Origin of the sequence: Methanobrevibacter sp. (assembly GCF_045636185.1) — an archaeon.
Lineage (GTDB): Archaea > Methanobacteriota > Methanobacteria > Methanobacteriales > Methanobacteriaceae > Methanocatella.
This window is the reverse complement of the sequence record NZ_JAZTXC010000191.1, coordinates 15177-34553: the sequence shown is the minus strand read 5'-3', so window position 1 is coordinate 34553 and position 19377 is coordinate 15177. Positions and strand designations below refer to the sequence as shown.

15 protein-coding genes are annotated in these 19377 nt (G+C 32.2%); 13 read left to right on the top strand and 2 right to left on the bottom strand.

Going from position 1 to position 19377, the window contains the following annotated elements; all coding sequences use genetic code 11:
* Positions 1 to 37: 37 nt before the first annotated feature.
* On the top strand, positions 38 to 724 hold the full coding sequence (locus ACKI3Q_RS10640; RefSeq protein ID WP_407416563.1) for a HisA/HisF family protein: 687 nt from the start codon (positions 38 to 40) through the stop codon (positions 722 to 724).
* A gap of 5 nt (positions 725 to 729) precedes the next feature.
* Here the strand turns inward: ACKI3Q_RS10640 and ACKI3Q_RS10635 are convergent, their stop codons facing one another.
* Entirely contained in the window at positions 730 to 909 is a 180-nt protein-coding gene (locus ACKI3Q_RS10635) for a hypothetical protein (protein ID WP_407416562.1), read from the bottom strand.
* A 407-nt stretch (positions 910 to 1316) separates the two neighbouring features.
* Here ACKI3Q_RS10635 and ACKI3Q_RS10630 point away from each other — a divergent pair, with 407 nt between their 5' ends.
* The 7 genes from ACKI3Q_RS10630 to ACKI3Q_RS10600 all read left to right on the top strand — a co-directional run bounded on the left by ACKI3Q_RS10630 (position 1317) and on the right by ACKI3Q_RS10600 (position 14409).
* Positions 1317 to 1577 carry a hypothetical protein gene (locus ACKI3Q_RS10630; protein ID WP_407416561.1) on the top strand — a complete coding sequence of 87 codons (261 nt, stop codon included), beginning with the start codon at positions 1317 to 1319 and terminating at the stop codon, positions 1575 to 1577.
* A 124-nt stretch (positions 1578 to 1701) separates the two neighbouring features.
* Positions 1702 to 2598 (top strand): RNA-guided endonuclease InsQ/TnpB family protein, encoded by an 897-nt coding sequence (locus ACKI3Q_RS10625; RefSeq protein ID WP_407416564.1) that lies wholly within the window; start codon positions 1702 to 1704, stop codon positions 2596 to 2598.
* A 70-nt stretch (positions 2599 to 2668) separates the two neighbouring features.
* Complete coding sequence (locus ACKI3Q_RS10620; protein WP_407416560.1) at positions 2669 to 3517, top strand: cation diffusion facilitator family transporter; 849 nt, start codon at positions 2669 to 2671, stop codon at positions 3515 to 3517.
* Between the two features lie 14 nt (positions 3518 to 3531).
* A complete protein-coding gene (locus tag ACKI3Q_RS10615; RefSeq protein ID WP_407416559.1) occupies positions 3532 to 4365 on the top strand; it encodes a PfkB family carbohydrate kinase in 834 nt (277 codons plus the stop codon).
* Between the two features lie 74 nt (positions 4366 to 4439).
* A complete protein-coding gene (locus tag ACKI3Q_RS10610) occupies positions 4440 to 12041 on the top strand; it encodes a DUF3320 domain-containing protein (protein WP_407416558.1) in 7602 nt (2533 codons plus the stop codon).
* A gap of 9 nt (positions 12042 to 12050) precedes the next feature.
* Positions 12051 to 13808, top strand: coding sequence for an excinuclease ABC subunit UvrC (uvrC, locus tag ACKI3Q_RS10605; protein ID WP_407416557.1), 1758 nt, complete (start codon positions 12051 to 12053; stop codon positions 13806 to 13808).
* 79 nt (positions 13809 to 13887) lie between these two features.
* A complete protein-coding gene (locus ACKI3Q_RS10600; RefSeq protein WP_407416556.1) occupies positions 13888 to 14409 on the top strand; it encodes a zinc ribbon domain-containing protein in 522 nt (173 codons plus the stop codon).
* Here the strand turns inward: ACKI3Q_RS10600 and ACKI3Q_RS10595 are convergent.
* The gene (locus ACKI3Q_RS10595) at positions 14406 to 14705 is read right to left on the bottom strand and encodes a hypothetical protein (protein WP_407416555.1); all 300 of its coding nucleotides are present in this window, start codon (positions 14703 to 14705) and stop codon (positions 14406 to 14408) included. The genes ACKI3Q_RS10600 and ACKI3Q_RS10595 overlap by 4 nt on opposite strands.
* Before the next feature lie 73 nt (positions 14706 to 14778).
* On the opposite strand from ACKI3Q_RS10595, the gene ACKI3Q_RS10590 reads away from it, so the two are divergent.
* The 5 genes from ACKI3Q_RS10590 (at position 14779) to galE (ending at position 19370) form a co-directional block, all read left to right on the top strand.
* Positions 14779 to 16485: an ATP-binding cassette domain-containing protein gene (locus ACKI3Q_RS10590; RefSeq protein ID WP_407416554.1), complete on the top strand. Its 1707-nt coding sequence runs from the start codon at positions 14779 to 14781 to the stop codon at positions 16483 to 16485.
* Positions 16486 to 16911 (top strand): universal stress protein, encoded by a 426-nt coding sequence (locus ACKI3Q_RS10585; RefSeq protein ID WP_407416553.1) that lies wholly within the window; start codon positions 16486 to 16488, stop codon positions 16909 to 16911.
* Positions 16912 to 17041: 130 nt separating this feature from the next.
* Entirely contained in the window at positions 17042 to 17209 is a 168-nt protein-coding gene (locus tag ACKI3Q_RS10580; protein ID WP_407416552.1) for a 4Fe-4S binding protein, read from the top strand.
* A gap of 4 nt (positions 17210 to 17213) precedes the next feature.
* A complete protein-coding gene (locus tag ACKI3Q_RS10575) occupies positions 17214 to 18392 on the top strand; it encodes an NAD(P)/FAD-dependent oxidoreductase (protein ID WP_407416551.1) in 1179 nt (392 codons plus the stop codon).
* 9 nt (positions 18393 to 18401) lie between these two features.
* Complete coding sequence (galE, locus tag ACKI3Q_RS10570; protein ID WP_407416550.1) at positions 18402 to 19370, top strand: UDP-glucose 4-epimerase GalE; 969 nt, start codon at positions 18402 to 18404, stop codon at positions 19368 to 19370.
* Positions 19371 to 19377: the final 7 nt, after the last annotated feature.

Sequence of the window (19377 nt, the reverse complement as noted above, 5' to 3'; positions counted from 1 at the left end):
ATACTCGTTTAATTAAATTAATAATTATGGTGATATCATGATTAAAAAAATACCTGTATTGGATTTAAAAGGTGGTCAGGCAGTAAGTGGTAAATCAGGTTTAAGAGATACATATCAACCATTGCAAACAGTATTTGCACCTTCATCCAATCCTGTTGAAATCGCTCAGGGCTTAAAATTAAATGGGGCTGATGAATTATATATTGCGGATTTGGATTTGATTGAAAGCAATGGCCACAATATTAATGACATAAAAATGGTCAACACAATTATTCCTGTAATTTTAGATGGCGGAGTAAAGAATGTCGAATCATTTTCATTTTTTTTGGATTATGCATTCAAGATTATTGTTCCAACAGAAACCCTAGAAAGTTTGGATGACCTTTATGAAATTTTTGAAAAATATCCGAAAGAAAGGATTGTAGTAAGTGTTGATGTTAAGGATAATGAACTGTTTTCAAAGAATTTGGATTTGACGCTTCATGAATTTAAAAAAATATTATCTGAGATTGATGCATCACAAATCATTCTTCTTGATATTAGTGGAGTAGGAACAAATCAAGGTTATAATAAGCATTTATTAAAAGAATTTGAAGACTTGAAAGATAAATTAATAATTGCCGGCGGATTAAATAAGGATTCAATAAATGAATTGCAGGAATTAGGAATAAAAAAAGTATTGGTAGGAACTAGCCTGCATTCTGGTGAAATAACAATTATCTAAAAATTCTAAAGCATTGAATTTAAAACAACATAAGGGAAAGAACAGGCTACAATGAATAAAACTATGCCTAAACCAAGTTTCGGTTTGTTATCATCCAAAACACCAGATATTATAAATAATATTCCGAAAAATCCAAAAATTACAGGTAATATATGAGAAAATAATGTTGCTCCAGTTAATGCCATTTTATATCACTTATTATTCTTTTAATTTTTAAATTATATAAATATTATAGATATTTTAAAGATACTTATTAATATTTTAATTTTTCTTTTTAACTTTATTGTGCAAGAATTCTTCGGCTTCTTTAAGTCGGAGATGAATTGCACCTTTTAGTAGGTTAGTGTCTATTTTTTTTTATGTGGGGGGTGGTGGTGCGATTACTGTTCAAATGCTCTTGGATAAATGCTATATTATATGTAGGTTATAATAATGTAATATAGAAAGGATAGGGAAAAAACTTCAAAAGTTAATTTTTTTCCTCTCTTTTTTAAAAATGGTTTAAAAAAAGAATGATTTATAAAAATCCTTTGGCGGTTATATTCTTTTTTAGTTATTAAGATGAATGTTTTAGGATTTTTTTTATATTTTAATGATGGAAAAAAAGATGTTGAATATATGTGATAAAACTTTTATTTTAACTGATAAGGTTGAATTTGTTCCTGATGAAGATATGGAAAAGAAATTATGGTTTAATATATATGCCAGTGCTTTTGTGTACAATAAAACATTGGAATATAGTATTTACCGTGAAAATTTCGTTAAAGAATTTGGAATAGGCAACAAATTTAAAATAAACCGCACATACACACAAAAAATAGTTAAAACATTAATAAACATTATCCATTTCTAAAAAATGCTGATTCTACCTGCCTTCAAGCATTCACCGATAGACTAATAAAAGCCTATAAAGGATATTATGACTGCAGATCCGGCGCTCCAAAATTCAAAAAACGTAAAAAAATCCAGTAAATTCAATTACTCTAAGAAACAACTTCTATGACACAAAAAAAGGTAATGTAGGAAGCATTAGGTGGTTGTCTGAAAATGAATTACGAGTAACTAAACTAGGAAAAATAACCGTTAAGCATAGAAGACACATCAATGGCAAAATCAAGGAGGCTACATTAAAATACGAAAACGGGCGCTGGTATGTATGTATAGTTTATGAATTAGATGAAAATAGATATGGTGAATTTTCCTATATAGGATTATATGTTGGAATAGATGTTGGACTAACTGACTTTTTAACATTTTCCAACGGAAAAGTGATAGCCAAACCTGACCTGAAGAAAATAAACGGAAGAATACAGTATTACCAACGAAAACTCGACGGCAAAAAGGAAGGCGGATCCAACTGGAAAAAAACACTAAAAAAACTCCACAAATGGATAAGAAAGAAAAACAATGTAATAAACGACCATTATCATAAAATATCCTATAATATAGTCAAACACTACCAATTCATAGCCATGGAAAAACTCAACATTCGAGGAATGCTCAAATCACGTAACTTAAGCCGAAGCATTCATGAAATCGGATGGGGAAAACTTATTAAAATGATAAAATACAAATCAGAGTTATATGGTCGTGAATTCGTACAAATCGATCAATGGTTTCCATCAAGTAAAAAATGCCATGTTTGTGGAAAAATCAATCACGACCTAGGTCGTGAAGAAAGACAATGGGAATGTCCTCATTGCCATACAGTACATCAAAGGGATGTAAATACTGCAAAAAACATTTTAGACGAAGGTCTACGCGCTACTGGTTCAATAGTGCTATGCTTAGTAGATTTCATACCTAACGATGAAAACAAATTCATATATAAATATGAATGGAAATGTTTCATCGACACAGTAGGTATGGCCTAAGAATCTTCGGCTTCTACAAGCTGGAAAGGTTCAATAACTTTTTTATTCTATTATTTATAAATGTACTAGCATGAGAATAGATACACATCATCATCACAAAAAAGCCAGTGAAAATTTGGCATTTGTCTTTTTCATGAATTTAACATTCAATATAATTGTTATAATCGGCGGTCTTGCAACAAATAGTATGGCTATTTTGGCAGATTGTATTCATGACATGTCAGATACAATTTCAATGGCGATTGCTTGGATTTTGGAGCATGTGTCTCAAAAAGGTTCCTCAGATACTTTTTCATATGGTTATCAGAGGTTTTCCATTTTGGGGGCGGTTATCACATCAACATTCGTTATTGTAATGGCATTTTTCATTTTATCAGAAGCCATACCTAGATTGTTTTCTCCAGAGGGAGTTGATGCTGGAGGAATGCTTATTGTAGGTATTTTAGGCTTAGTGTTCAAATCCATTTCTGTATGGAGACTCCATGGCGGTGAAACATTTAATGAAAAGGCTATTCTATATCATTTGCTTGGTGATATTTTTGAATGGGTTGCAATATTGATTTTAAGTCTGATTTTAATGTTTTGGACAGATGTAACCTTTTTGGATCCTTTTGTATCTATAGGAATTGCAATATGGTTAATTTTTAACTTAGGCAGGACATTAATTAAATCTCTTGAGGTCCTACTTCAGAAAACTCCAGATAACTTTGATGTGGATTACTTCAGACAAAGCATTTTAGCTATTGACGGAATTGAGGATATTGAAGATTTTCATGTATGGTCACTTGATGGAATTGATTCAGTCATGACTTTAAAGGTAGCTATTGATAATTGGAATAATCAAGAGAAAATAAAAGAAGAGATTTATTCCATTTCAAATGAATACCATGTTCTAGATATTACAATAGAATTTGACTAAATTTAATGATTTTTATGACATTAGTTATTATTGGTCCAGTTACTCAGGATTTAATCATTAATATGGATAAAAAACAATCAAAAACAGGCGGTGCGGTTTATTTTCAATCTTTTGTTTTTGAAGAGTTTTTCAATGATTATATAATTATTACGAATTGCGGTGATGAAAAATTAATCGATGATTTTCCAAATCCGGATAAGGTAAAATTAGTTAAAAAGGATAATACTCATTATTTTATTAATGAATATCCGAATAATGACGATTTTCGTATTCAATACAGTAATTTTGCAGATATTCCTATAACTAAAAAGGATTTATCAGATATATTGCCAGATGATATTGATGCATTTATTCTAAATCCGCTTAATTCATATGATTTTTCCAAAGAAACAATTGATTATTTAAAATCATTTGATGTTCCTATTTTTATGTCTCTTCAAGGATTTTTAAGGTATCCTTTTGAAAAAATTAAAGATGACAATCATTCTATTTCTTTAAAACTGACACCAGAAACTATAGATTTGATTTCAGATATTGAAGTATTATTTTTGGATGAGTCAGAAGCTGAAATCTTATTTGAAAATAATGATTTTAAAGACTTCAATATAAACGAAATAGTTGTTACTAATGGAAGCAAGGGTTCACGCATACTTGCAGATAAAGAGTACAAAATTAATGCCGTTAAATGTGATAATATTGTTGATTCCACAGGTTGCGGTGATACATTTATGGCAGCTTACATTTCTAAAAAATTAATTACTAATTCTATTTTAAAATCCGCTGATTTTGCATCAAAAATAGCTAGTGATAAACTTCTCTTTTTTGGACCCTTTAAAAGCAATTTTTAATATTAAGTAAACTTTATTAATATAGATTATTATAATTATATATGATTTAAAGAATTTTTTATATAATGATCATCATGTTGTCAAATCCATCCACTAATAATAAAATCGAAAAGGAGTTCGAAAACTTACGTAAGGAGCTATTAGATTTAACTCTAAGAAATCAATTGCTTAATTTTAAATCTAGAGCTAAAACCATTAATATTAATAATCAATCTCCAATAAATGTCTTTCAAACATTAGTTTTGCAAGAAAATAAAATGTATTTTGTAGCTAATAAAAAAGACAAGAAAGAAGAAAAGTCTTCAGTTTGGGACCATATACCATTTGATTTTAGTAAGTTTTCAGAAGGAGATAAGAAACTGGCTGCTGATTTGACTCCAAATGAACTCCAAAGAAGATTGTATTATATTAATAACCAAGCAAAAACAATGCTTCAGGAACAGGGTTATAACATTCTTTATTTGGCTGTCGGATTTTTAGAATGGATTGACAAATCCAAGCCAAAGCAAAAGAATTTAGCTCCTTTAGTTTTGATTCCGGTTTCAATGGAGCGTAAAAAAGTTGGTGAATCATTTAATTTAGAATGGACTGGGGAAGATATTCAAACTAACATTTCACTTAAAGCAAAACTTCTTGAAGGTGGCATTGAACTTCCTGACTTTGAATTTAAAAAATATGGTGAAGTTATAGACCATTATATTGAAAAGGTCAAGCATGCTACAATGAGAATGGAAGGATGGAGTGTAAACTATAAAATTGCTTTGGGTTTCTTTAGCTTTACAAAATTTGTAATGTACAACGATTTGAATCCGGATAGCTGGGCATCAAATGTTGATTTGACTAAAAATGAATTAATACAGGCCATTTTTAATCCTGCTAAAAACAATGTTGAAGCTTTTAATGAGGAAGATATTGATTCACAGCTCGATTATCAAATGATGTATCAGGTTTTGGATGCTGATTCTTCTCAAATTGCTGCTATTCAAGATGTAAAGGCAGGAAGAAATCTTGTTGTGGAAGGACCACCGGGAACAGGTAAATCACAAACTATTGTAAATTTGATTGCTGAATTGCTTGCAGAAGGCAAATCAGTTTTATTCGTATCAGAAAAGATGGCTGCATTGGATGTTGTAAAAGATAGGTTAACCAATGTAGGTTTGGGTAAATTTGTTTTGGAGTTACATTCTCACAAAACTAGACGTAAAAAATTCTTAAAGGACCTTCAAAAGGCAACCACTGTAAGGGCAGTCGATACTTTAAACATTGACCAGACCATTAGAAAGTTGGAAACTTTAAAAAGGCAATTGGATGATTATGCTAGTGTTATTCACAAACCAGTATTTGCAGTTAATTTATCTGCATTCCAGTTATATGGGATGAAGGAAGCTGCTGATGACCATTTTGCACGAAAACAAGCTATAATGCCTTTAGTTAGATTTAATAATCCTGAAAATGTTTCTTTAAAAGATTTGGATGATGTCGTTTTGGCTCTTGAAAGTGTTGCTGAACTGTATCAGACCATTTCTAAAGAAAATCCCTGGAGCAAATGTGCACCAAAAAGTTTGTTGCCTGCTGATTTAAGGGAAATAGAGATGTTAATAAATGATACATTAAAATCCCTTGACGCATTTTTAATTGAACGTGGAAGGGTATATGACATTTATGGCATTAAAAAGCCAGATACATTAAATGAATTTGAAAAATCATTATCTGCTTTTGATATTATTAAAACCCAAAATTCAGAGTTAATTGATGGTCAAATTTTGAAATCCGGAGCATGGGATAATAATAACGATGATCCTTATAGATTAATTCAAGAATTGGCAAAATATCAAAAGGTTGCTCCAATATTGGACAAATTCAATCCAAACATTTACCAAACTAATATTGATGCATTAATTTATCAGTTAAATGAACTGTCACATAAGAAATTTCGTTTCTTTAAAGGCAATCAGCATTTGGAACTTGTTGAGAGATACTATAATTATCCTGTTCAGAGTGATGTTAATGGAATCATCGATGATTTAAATAGGGCTAAAATAGCCATTAGACTCAAAAAGAATTTGGAAGCTAATGAAGCATTAGGCAAAAAATACTATGGTGGATATTGGCATTTAAACGCTGATATCAATGATTTAAAGGCAATAGCCCAATGGATGACTCAATTCAGTGCACTTACAAGAGAAGGAATATTTTCACAAAATACTATTGACCTTTTATCAAAAGACCTGTTTGAAGTTAATCCTGAAAGGGATTTGGTGGACTATATTGACTCAGGAAAACAGTTCAGTGACGATTTGAATAAATTAAAGTCAAAATTAAATCCAAGAAGTAAATTGATATTTAAAAAAGGTGCAAATGACGTGCCTTTTGAAGAATGGCAATCACAGTTATACAATTGGAGAGGACAACTTTCAAGTCTTCACTTATGGTCACAATATCTTAATACCAAAAATTCTTTGAAAGGAACAACAGCAGAATTGTTTGTTGACTCAATAGAAAAAAGAAATATTAAAAAGGATGATGTTAAAGCATTGGTTGAAGGAAACTTTGCCGATTCACTACTTAATATTCTCTTTGTTGAAAATCAGGAATTGGCTACCTTTATAGGTGAACTGCATGAAAACAGAATTAAGGAATTTAAAGATTTGGATAAAAAAATCCTTGTTCTTAACCGTAAAAGAATTTTCCATAAGTTAAACAGCAATATTCCGCAAATTTTTGGTGCTACAGAAAATCCTCAGGCTAAAGTCCTTGCAGGTGAATTCACAAGAAAAAGCGGACATTTACCTGTTAGAAAATTATTGGAAAAAGCTGGAGGAATGATTAAACAGATTAAACCTTGTTTCATGATGTCTCCATTATCTGTTGCACAGTATCTTGACCCTACCAATGAAGAATTGCAATTTGATGTTGTTATTTTTGATGAAGCTAGTCAGGTAAAACCTGAAGATGCATTGGGTGCATTTATGAGGGGAAAAACTGCCGTTGTGATGGGAGATACCCAACAATTACCTCCAACATCATTTTTTGACCAGATGGCAAGTGGAGAAAGTGATGAAGAAGAAGCAACATCACTTGATATGGAAAGTATCTTGCATTTATGTAAATTATCATTCCCTGTAAAAATGCTTAAATGGCACTACAGAAGTCGTCATGAATCATTAATCAATGTATCCAATAAGGAATTTTATGATAATGAATTGCTTGTTTATCCTTCACCTTCACACAACGATTCTGAGTTAGGATTAAAATTCCATTATAATCCGAATACAGCCTATGAAAGAGGGTCATCATCTGCAAATCCAAAAGAAGCTGAGGATGTTGTTGAAGCAATATTTGACCATTTTGACAGGTATGGTGATACAAAAAGTTTAGGTGTCGGAACATTTTCCGTTGCACAGAAGAATGCGATTTTAGAAAGATTAGAAGAAAAACGTCGTGAAAGACCTGAATTGGAACCACTATTCTCTGAAAATAAGGATGAAAGATTCTTTGTTAAAAACCTTGAAACCATTCAGGGGGATGAAAGAGATGTCATTTTAATCAGTGTAGGTTATGGTTTTGATAATGAAAGAAAAATGTCACTTAACTTCGGACCTCTAAATCAGGATGGTGGTGAGAGAAGATTAAACGTATTGATTACACGTGCAAGACAAAAATGTGTTGTATTTTCTAATTTTAAAGCATCCAGTATGAAATTAACTGCAAATCCTCCGCATGGTGTTAGAGCATTAAGGGAATTTCTGGAATATGCTGAAAACTTAACTATGGGCCATAAAACTCAAGATGAACATTCATCTGCACCATTTGAAGATGCAATAGCAAGCTTTTTAGAAGAAAATGGTTATATTATTGATAAACAGATTGGTTGTGCAGGATTTAGGGTAGATTTAGCTATTGTTGATGAAGAAAACCCTGGTAAATATATTTTGGGAATAACAACTGATGGAAAAATGTATGCATCAAGTAAAGTTGCACGTGATCGTGATAGGCTCCGTGAACAGGTACTTGAAGGACTTGGATGGAAATTATATCATTTATGGTCCACAGATTGGTATAGAAACCGTGATTTAGGACGTAAAAAATTATTGGATTTCATCGAAAAATCAATTAAAGAAACTCGAAAAGAACAAAAAATAGCTCGTGAAAAAGAAGAAAAACGTAGAATCGAAGCTGAAAAAAGAGCTGAAGAATTAAGAAAACAGCGTGAAAAAGAGCTTGAAGAACAAAGGCAAAAAGAAGCTGAAGCAAAAGCAGCAAGTCTGGGAGAAAATGTTGAAGTAATATCACCTGACGGTCTTGATTTTGATGATGATATAATATTTGTAAGTAAAGATTCAGAAGATGATTTTGGCGATGAAGATGATTTAGAATTTGTTCATGAAAAATCTCCTAGTGAGTTTGTTAATGTTGTTGATGATGAAGTTAAGGATGATGTGGATGTAAAATCTCCTAGTGAGTTTGTTAATGTTGTTGATGATGAAGTTAAGGATGATGTGGATGTAAAATCTTCTAGTGAGTTTGTTAATGTTGTTGATGATGAAGTTAAGGATGATGTGGATGTAAAATCTCCTGATATTGATGAGGAATTTAGTGCATTTGATGATTTTGTATTCCCTGATGACAGTAAAGATATGGAATCTGACGAAAAAGATATTGCTGATTCTATTCCTGATGAAGAAGATGTTGAAGATGTTTTGGGTTCTGATGGGGATGAAGAAGAGATTATAATTGATCCTGAAGAAGATGTTGAAGAGTTAGCTTCTGAGGAAATCGAGAATATGAATGATGATTTAGATTCATCTGAAATTGAAACTGAAGTTACAAAAGATGATGATTTAGACGATTCTCCTGATGTTGAAGAAGAATCAATTGACCAGGAAGATTCTGATAATTTTGATGAGTTATTTGAAGAATTATCTGACGATGGTGTGGAAGATGAAGTTACACATGATGGTGATAAAGACAGTAGCGAAGATGATGAAAGCGGAGGCGAAGGACTCCAAGAAGAAGAAACGGAAGAAATCACAGAAGAAATAGGTGAAGATTCAGATTCTTCCAGAGTTAATTTTGCTTCCAGTATTTCTAAAGGACTTGGTGGAGGTATTTTATCTTCAATTAAAAATAAATTTTCCATCTCTCATGATGATGACCTTGAGGAGGATGCTGAGGAGGAAGTCAGCGATTTAATTAAAGATAAAATCGAAAATGATGACTTTATTTATGTTGACCACAGTGATGATGAAGAAATTTCTGAAAATGATGATTTAATTGACGAAACCGACTTAGAAAATGATGAAGATGAAGTAATAAATACTTCAACAGATTCCATTGAAAAGGAAAGTTCTGAATATGATAAAGTAGATACATCTGTAGAAAATGATTTTGAATCTATTGGTAATGCTGTTGAAATCGAGTCCGAAAAAGAAGTCAAACCAAAACATAAAGTTAATTTCAGTAGTTCTACTGATATGGATCTAGAAGATACTTCTGATTTTGAAAATGAAGAAAATGATGTTGATTTGGATTTCAATGATGATATTGAAGAAGTTCCTGAAGTCAAAGTAGATAATAATTTTGATGATGATGTTGAAGAAGTTCCTGAAGTTAAGCCAGGCAATGATTTTGATGATGTTGAAGAAGTTCCTGAAGTCAAATCAGACCAAGATTTGAACAATTATTCTTCACAGGAAAAAGTTGATCTGGATGTTGATAATACAGACTCTATTGAAGATTCGTCCGATGATGTCAAGGTGGATTTAGGTTCTGATGAGGATTATATTTATGTGGATCATAGCAATGATGAAGAAAGTTCTATAGATTATTCTGATGATAAATATGTAGATGATGCTAATGATTCTATCAACGAGCCATCCGATGATGATAGGGTGGATTTAGGTTCTGATGATGATTATATTTATGTGGATCATAGCAATGATGAAGAAAGTTCTATTGATTATGATGATGAAAACGAACCTCCTGTTGTTGAGGTCAATCCTTTAAAAAATATTTTGTTCGGTGATAGAAAACCTAAAAACATTGATGGTTTAAGTGAATCTAGGTTTTCTGATGCTATTAGGGGTACTTCTAGACTTAACTTAACCAAAGAAGAGGTTAAAACAGTTCATGGTGAAATCATTGATGAAGATGATTTGAATGATTATAAGCCTGCACCAAAAGATGATGAAGTTGTTGAAGTTGAAATCCTTTCCAGTGATGTTAAAAATGTAAAATCTAATAATGATGATTCAAATAATGATGATTTAAAAGTTGTATTTAAAAGAAATGTTGATGGGGTATCTGACATGACAAGAAATAGGCCTGTTAAAGAAAAAGAGTTTAATCATATTATTGATGAAGCCTTTGAAAATAATCCTGAAGGTAATCTGGGGGAAGATGATATTTCTAATCTTGCATCTGCACTTGTAAATAAGGCTTTTGATGACGTAATTTCCGATGCATTAAATAAAAATAATGAAGAAAATACTCAAAAGTTTGAGTCAGAAAATAATAATAACCAAAAGGATATTGAAAATAATGAGGGCTATGAAAAAACTTCTCAAAATGTTTATAACACATCTACATCTCCTGATGGAATTACATATTATGAAGGTATTGATGATATTAACAGTCCGCTTAGAAAAAACAATTTATACTATGATGGGGATAAACACAAAAATAAATCAGTAAAAGATTCAATTAGGAGTGGTATACGTGATATTAAGTATATTCGCAAGTCTTTGAATGAAATAGAAAATCCAACATCCGTAGGGTATGTTTCTGTAGTGGATAGAACAGAAGAATACGATGAAAATGACTATCTCACTCCAATTCAAGATTATGAAGGTGAAGAGTATGTCCCTCAAGATGAAGGATTAAGCTTTGCTGAGCAAGAGGAATTGAGATATGAAAGGGAACAGAAGATGGAAAAACTCAAACAGGAATTATCTAGTGATGATGATAGCATTGTAACAATTCATGAAGAGGAAAGACGTGAAAATAAAAAAGATCAAGCACTAGAGAATATTATTCAAATAGCTGATGAGGATTATAAGGAAATTGAAAAAGAGAGATTCAAATCCAATAATACATTAAAGGCTTTTGATGATAACAAACTTCCTAAAAGAGGAAAAATTGAAGATGAAATTGTTGATTATAGATTTGCCAGTGATTTCGGTTTAAATTCACAGGATGAATTATTCTCACAACCTATTGAAAATGTTTCCAATTCAATTAACGAAATTGTTAATGTTGAGGGTCCAATTCATGTAAATGAAGTGATTAAAAGAGTTAAGGATAACTGCCATATCAAAAGAGCAGGCTCTAAAATGAAAAAGCAAGTTTTACGAGGCATTAAGGAGTCTGAAAGTTCAGGCAGCATTATAAGAATTGGCGACTTTTTATATGATGCATCAAGTAATGATGTTGTAATCAGAAGAAGAGAAAAGCCAAAAATAGATTTGATTTCCGATGAGGAAATTGCTAAGAATATTGAAACTATTTTATCTCATAAGCAAAGTATGACAACAGCCAGTTTGACTAGAGAAGTTGCACGCAACTTTGGATTCAAGTCAACTTCCCGTAAAACTTCATCCAAAATCAAAGGTGTCTTGGATTCAATGATTGCAGATAGTACTGTTAAACTAGACAAAGATATTGTTGAGTTGAATTAGGTATTTTAAATGTCTACAAAAATTACATCTCCTGATAATTTACCAAAAAAGCCAGGCGTTTATATTATGAAGAACGCTGATGGAGAAATTATATACATAGGTAAAGCCAAAAATCTTTTGAATAGGGTACGTTCTTATTTTAGAGAAAAGCTGGATAGGCCAAAAACTCAAATTTTAATGAGTCATTTTGATAGTTTGGAATATATCATAACCAATTCTGAGAAAGAGGCATTAATTCTAGAGGCCACCCTAATTAAAAAGCATCATCCTCGTTATAATATTCAACTAAAGGATGATAAAAGGTATCCTTATGTAAAGATAACTGATGAAAAGTTTCCTAGATTAGTAATTACAAGAAACATCACTAAGAATGGCGTTTATTATGGCCCTTTTACTGATGTAGGGTCTGTTAAAAGAACAGTCAAGTTTCTAAAATCTTTATTTAAAATCAGAACTTGCCGCAATTTGAATGGACCATGTCTCAATGCCCAGATTGATTTATGTTATGCTCCATGTGCAGGAAAAATTACTGAAAAGGAGTACAGTGAAATTATCAATAAAATAGATTTATTTTTCCAGGGCAAATATTCAGTCATCGTTAAAAATCTTAAAAAAGAGATGATTGAAGCTGCAAATAAAGAGGAATTTGAAAAAGCTGCAGTTTTAAGGGACCAGATCGCATCAATTGAAGAAATCATGGAAAAGCAGTTTGTTGATTTGGTTGATGATGATTTGGACCAGGATGTAATAGCTATTGCACAGGGTAAGATTGATATTTATGTTGTGATTATGCCGGTTCGAAATGGTAAAATTACTGGCCGTGACGACTTTTTAATGAGCGGTTCTGAATATGATTCAACTTCAGAGATTTTATCTTCATTTATTCAGCAATATTACGGATATAATAGGCATGTGCCAAAGCAAATTCTTTTAAGTGAAGAAATCGACGATAAAGAATTGCTTGAAGAATGGCTAAGTGACATAAGAGGCAATAAAGTACATATTAAAGTTCCTCAGAAAGGTGTGAAATTCAGGCTTGTTAAAATGGCTGAAAAGAATGCCGAAATAATCAAGCATCAAAAGAAAAAACTGGAAAATTCAATGATTGAGCTTAAGAAATATCTGAAGTTAGATAAGTTGCCTCGTGTTATTGAAGGTTATGATATAAGTAACATTTCAGGTAAGTTTGCTGTCGGGTCAAAGGTATCTTTCAAGGATGCCAAGCCCAACAAGAAGATGTATAAGCATTTTAAAATGGAAACTCCGGGCCCTAACGACTTTGCAATGATGAAGGAACTGTTGACCAGGCGTGTAAAATTAATTGAAAAAGACCCTGAACCTGATTTAATTGTTATTGATGGGGGTAAAGGTCAATTGGGCATGGCATGTGATGTTTTGGATGAGTTAAATTTATCACATATTCCTATTATAGGTCTTGCAAAGGAATTTGAAGAGATTTATCTTCCAAATTCGAAAAGGCCAATTATAATTCCTAAAAATAATAGAGCTCTGCATCTGCTTCAGCAGGTTCGTGATGAATCTCACCGTTTTGCTATTACTTATCATAGAAAGCTTAGAAGTAAAAATATTAGTCAGTCAAGTCTTGATGACATTAAAGGAATTGGTAAAAAGCGTAAAATCAATCTTTTAAAAGAATTCGGCACTATTGAAAATATCAAAAATGCTAGTGTGGAAGAGTTGAATGAGGTTGATGGCATGAGCAAAAATGCGGCTCTTAATGTTTATAATTATTACCATAATAGTTAAAAAAAGCCCGTTTTTTGCATTAACTTTAAATATAAGTACTTTAATAATACTTTTTAAAGAGTATAAATTAGGTTAAATTATGGTAAAATGTCCAAGATGTGGATATGATAATGTTGCATCAGCCACATATTGTGTAAACTGTTCCTATATTATGAGTGGTTCACCTACCGGTCAGAAAAAAAGTGGGTGGAAAATGGGAACAGCGAAAAAAATTGCATTAATTATTGGAATTATTGCTATTGCATTAGTACTGTTTTCAGTTATTTATAATTTCACACAACCAACTCATGAAGAGTCTTTAAATGTTGTTGTTGCGGATTCTAATGTTCAGGAAGGTTCTTCCCATCCTTATGAATTAAAAGTTGTCTGTTCAGGTGATTGGTATTTCAAAGGTGGTGTGGCAGACTACCCTCAGGAACAATCAGGATCTGGAAATAAAGAAATCCGTTTAGAAGCCGCTTCATGGGATAGCATTTATGTTCTTGTTGAAAGGTCTACTGATACGTCAGACAATATGACTATTCAACTTTTAAGGAATGGTGAGGTTGTAGCTGAAAATTCAACTACTTCAACTCAGGCAACTTTGTCTTATAGAAGTTAATTTTCAATGTCTTTAGCTTTTTCATTCAATAATTCGACAAGTTCGTCAGTTTTGTAAAGTCTGATTTCTTCAGTTTCAGGTTTAAATATTTTCATGAAAGTGATTAAATCATTACATAACTGTTCATATTGAATATTTAGAGTACTGAAGTTAGATAGTAGTCCAATTAGTTGGTCCCTTTCTAATTTTTTGTTTTCCCTAGTTATTTTTTCTATGTTTGCAAAATGTGTCTCCATTAACAATTTGTCGTTTTCTAAGCTACCAATATATTCTTGAATTTTATTTTCACAACTCATTAAAATCAACTCAATAAATATTTTTAAATACTGTCATTTATAAAAATTTGTATAATATGAATGGGGCATAACTATGATTAAAGTTGAAAACGTAAGTAAATCATATAAATTAGACGATGGTAACTCTGTTGTTGGTCTTAAAAATGTAAGTTTTGAAGTTAAGGAAGGAGAGATTCTTGGAATCATGGGTAGGAGTGGTTCCGGTAAAACTACACTTTTAAGAGCTTTAAGAGGAGTTGAACATATAGATGAAGGAAGCATCACAGTTGCAGATCTAAGTATAGATGGAAACTCTTCTCAATTTTATTATAATGAACTTAAAAAAGTAACGGCTATACATCTTCAAAGGTCTTTTGGTTTATGGCCTGAAACAGTGCGTGAAAATGTCTTAAGAAAATTATATGCTCGTGAATACTTTGATGAAGGAAGTACTGATTTTAAAGTTGCTGAAAGTGAATTTGGTGAAGAAGCAGATAAGATATTGGAATTAGTGTCCCTTACTCATAAAAAAGATCATTATGCTTCTGTATTAAGTGGTGGAGAAAAGCAAAGATTGATTATTGCTCGTCAACTTGCAAAACAGCCAAAAGCATTACTTTTAGATGAACCTGCAACCATGGCATGTCCTAAAACAAAACAAGAAATCCTTGATGCTGTTAAAAATATCAATAAGGAATTAAATATTACTGTAGTTGTAGTATCCCATTTGCCTGAAGTTCAAAAATATCTTGCCGATAGGGTTATACTGATGGAAGATGGTGAAATTAAAAAAGAAGGAACTCCTGAAGAAATCGCCGAAGAGTTTATGAGCGCAATGGACCCTATTGTCGACATTGATAATGTTTCAACAGATGAGGATGTTGTTGATGTTAAGGATGTAAATAAAAGATTCTACTTATTATCTGGTGGAGAAGTACTTCAAATTGAAGATATCAATTTTAAAGTTCAAAAAGAAAATATTTTAAGTTTAATCGGACCTAGTGGTGCTGGAAAAACAGTTTTACTTCGTATGTTGGCAGGTCTTGATGATTCAGACAGTGGGGATGTATTGTATCAGGTCGACGGTGAATGGCATGATATTGCTATAGCAGGCATGGGACGTATGAAAATCCGTTCAAAACTTGGTTTTATGCATCAGGAATTTGCATTGACTCATTATGCAACAGTACTTGACCAATTGGCTACTCGTTTAGGGTATAAAAATCAAACCATGGTTAATGAAGCTAAAATAAGGGCTGAAAGGATGGGACTCAGTGAAGAATTACTGGACTCACTCTATTTGCTTACTGACTTGCAGGAAAGTGAGGCTAGAGCCCGTCTTGAACAGGTTGGTCTTGAACCGGATATTTTATCAGACTTATTCCCAAAATTTCCGGAGACCGCTACCCGTGAAGCAGTAGCAGATATTTTTGAAAGTCTGGATTTGGATTTGGATATTCTGCAGAGAAAATCATATGAGCTATCCGGTGGGCAAAAAGTTCGTGTAATGCTCGCGCTGATATTGGTTTCAAAACCTGAATTCCTACTTTTAGATGAACCTTTTGGTGATTTAGATCCAATTACCTTAAGAATTGTTACTAATTCACTTAAAAAGATATCCAAAAAGTATAGAATCACAATCATCATGATTTCACATAATACTGACTTTATTAAAGAATTATCCAACAGGGCTTTATTTATGGATGATGGAAAGATTATTGATGACAGTGAAGACATGGATCAAATCGTTAATAACTTCATTGATTTCTGTCATGCAAGCTATTTGAAGGAGAGCGAATAAATGTTTGATGTTATTTGTGTTCCTGTGGACGGTTCAGACTATGGATACAAAGCGGCAGATGTCGCTATTGAAATAGCTCGCAAATTCTCATCTAAAATAGCTGCGGTTCATGTTTTGGAAGAATTTTCTTTAAGCAGTTATGATTCTGAAGAGGACAGTGGAAATGTTATTCTGGCTAAAATCACAGATAATGCAGCTAAATATGATGTTGAAGTTGTTGAACATTTGTTAACTGCTGATGCCTTAAGGGATATGAAGTTTATTATTAACCAAACTGGTGCTGATTTGGTGGTAATCAGTGCATTGGGTTCTGATAATGAAAGATTTGTATCTTTTGAAGAAAATAATATTAGTGACCACCAAATAGGGTCTGTAACAGAAAGGCTTTTAAGAAATTCTGATGTGCCAGTTTTACTGGTAAAATAACTATTTATTTTTCTTTTATTTTTCTTTAATATCTTTTAAAATCTATTTTTTACAATATATTTAAATATTAATATAAACACATTTATTTATAACTAAACTTTTTAGTTTGTTTTTTAAGAAAGGAGATATTATGATAGTTAAAGAATGGTGTTCATTCTGCGGAGAATGCGCAGGTGTTTGCCCAAGAAATTTAATTCAAGTAAGAGAGTATGCTTTAGTTTTTAAAGAAGATGAATGTAGGGATTGTGACACATGCATTAAAGCTTGTCCAATCAATGCTTTAGAAAAAGAGGACTGATTTTATGATTGAAACTGATGTAATTGTAGTAGGTGCAGGACCAGCTGGTTCAAGCGCAGCAAAACATGCTGCATTAGGTGGAGCAAAAGTTATTTTGATGGATAAAAAATCCGAAATTGGAGCACCAAAAAGATGTGCTGAAGGAGTTTCAATTGAAGGGCTTGAAAAATTAGGTATTGAACCTAGTCCTCGCTGGATTACTAAAAAAATCGAAGGTGTAAGACTTCAGACACCTGACGGAACTGATGTTTGGTTAACTGAAGACCAAGTAAAATTACCTGAAGCAGGTTATATTCTTGAAAGAAAAGTATTTGATAAGCATATGGCAATGGATGCTGCAAGAGCAGGTGCTGAAATTAGAATTAAAACTTTAGTAACTGGTATTGATAAAATTGAAAATGGATTCATTGTTGAAACTGAATCAATGGGAAAAGAAGAAACTTTCAAATGTAAAATACTGATTGCTGCTGATGGTCCTGAAGGTCACATTGCAAGATGGGCAGGTCTTAGGCCGGCTGCAAAAGCTAAAGAAATGGAATCTGGTGTTCAATACGAAATGTGTAATGTTGAATTTGAAAAGCAAGGAATAATTGAATTCTACTTAGGTTCCTGTGCACCTGGAGGATATGTATGGATTTTCCCTAAAGGTGATGACATTGCAAATGTTGGTTTAGCTATTTTACCACATAAAGCTGAAAAAACTGCAATTGAATATTTGGATGATTTCGTTGCTAAATCCCCATATTTAAAAAATGCTCAGGCTGTTGAGATTAATGTTGGTGGTGACCCTGTTGGTGGAATGACCAAAAAGCTCTATGATGACAATATCTTGGTTTGTGGAGATGCAGCAGGTCAGGTAAACCCATTAACTGGTGGAGGAATTATCAGCGGTATGACTGGTGGAATGTGTGCAGGTAAAGTAGCTGCTCAAGCTATTAAAGAAGACTGTTCCAAAAGATACCTTAAATTATATGATGAAATGGCTCATGAAGAATTAGACCATGAAATCAAAAGATATAAAAAAGTTCAAGAATACTTACTTACCTTGGATGATGATGAATTGAACAGTATTGCTCATGCATTTGAAGGTGAAAGTTTCGAGAAAATCTCCACAACGGAAATTGTTAAAAAATTAATTAAAATTTCTCCTAAGGCATTATTAAAATTAGGTAAATTTGTCTAGGTGTTTTAAGTGATTTTAGTTACTGGTGGAGCAGGTTATATTGGTTCACATACCAATAAGGCATTACATAAAGCAGGTTATGATACTGTAGTCGTTGATAATTTATGTAAGGGTTATGAAACCTTTGCAAAATGGGGTAATTTTGAAGATTATGATTTTGGAAGTAGTGATTTGCGTGAAGTATTTGAAAAATACGATATAGATGGAGTATTGCACTTTGCTGCTTTTTCATCTGTCACAGAATCAGTCGAATTTCCTCAAAAATATTTCAAAAACAATTATAAAAACACTTTAAACTTATTAAAAATCATGAGAGAGTTTGGTGTTGATAAATTCATTTTATCTTCAACTGCTGCAGTTTATGGTAATCCTGAAAAGATTCCCATTACTGAAGACCAGAAATTAAAGCCAATTAATCCTTATGGTCATTCAAAGTGGATTACTGAAAAAGCATTAGAGCGTGAAGCCGAAAAAGGAGATTTTAATTTTGTTTCCTTAAGATATTTTAATGCAGCTGGCTGTGACTTTGACTGTGAAATTGGTGAATTGCATGATCCCGAAACTCATTTGATACCTTTGGTTTTGGATGCTGCAATTGGTAAAAGAGACAGCATTTCAATATTTGGTACTGATTATAATACTCCTGACGGTACATGTATCCGTGATTATATTCATGTAAATGACTTAGCCAGTGCCCATATTGCGGCTTATGAGTACTTATGTGAAAATAATAAGTCCAATATCTTTAATTTGGGTAATGGTGAAGGTTATTCAGTTCGTGAAATTATTGATATGTGTAAAAAAATCACTGGTCGTGATTTTAATGTTGAAATAGCTGATCGTCGTGAAGGTGATCCAGATATTTTAATTGCTGATGCATCTAAAATTAAAAATGAATTGGGATGGGAACCTAAATATGATTTAGAATGCATAGTTTCATCTGCATGGAAATGGCATCAAAAGGTTAATAACATTTAATGAGGTT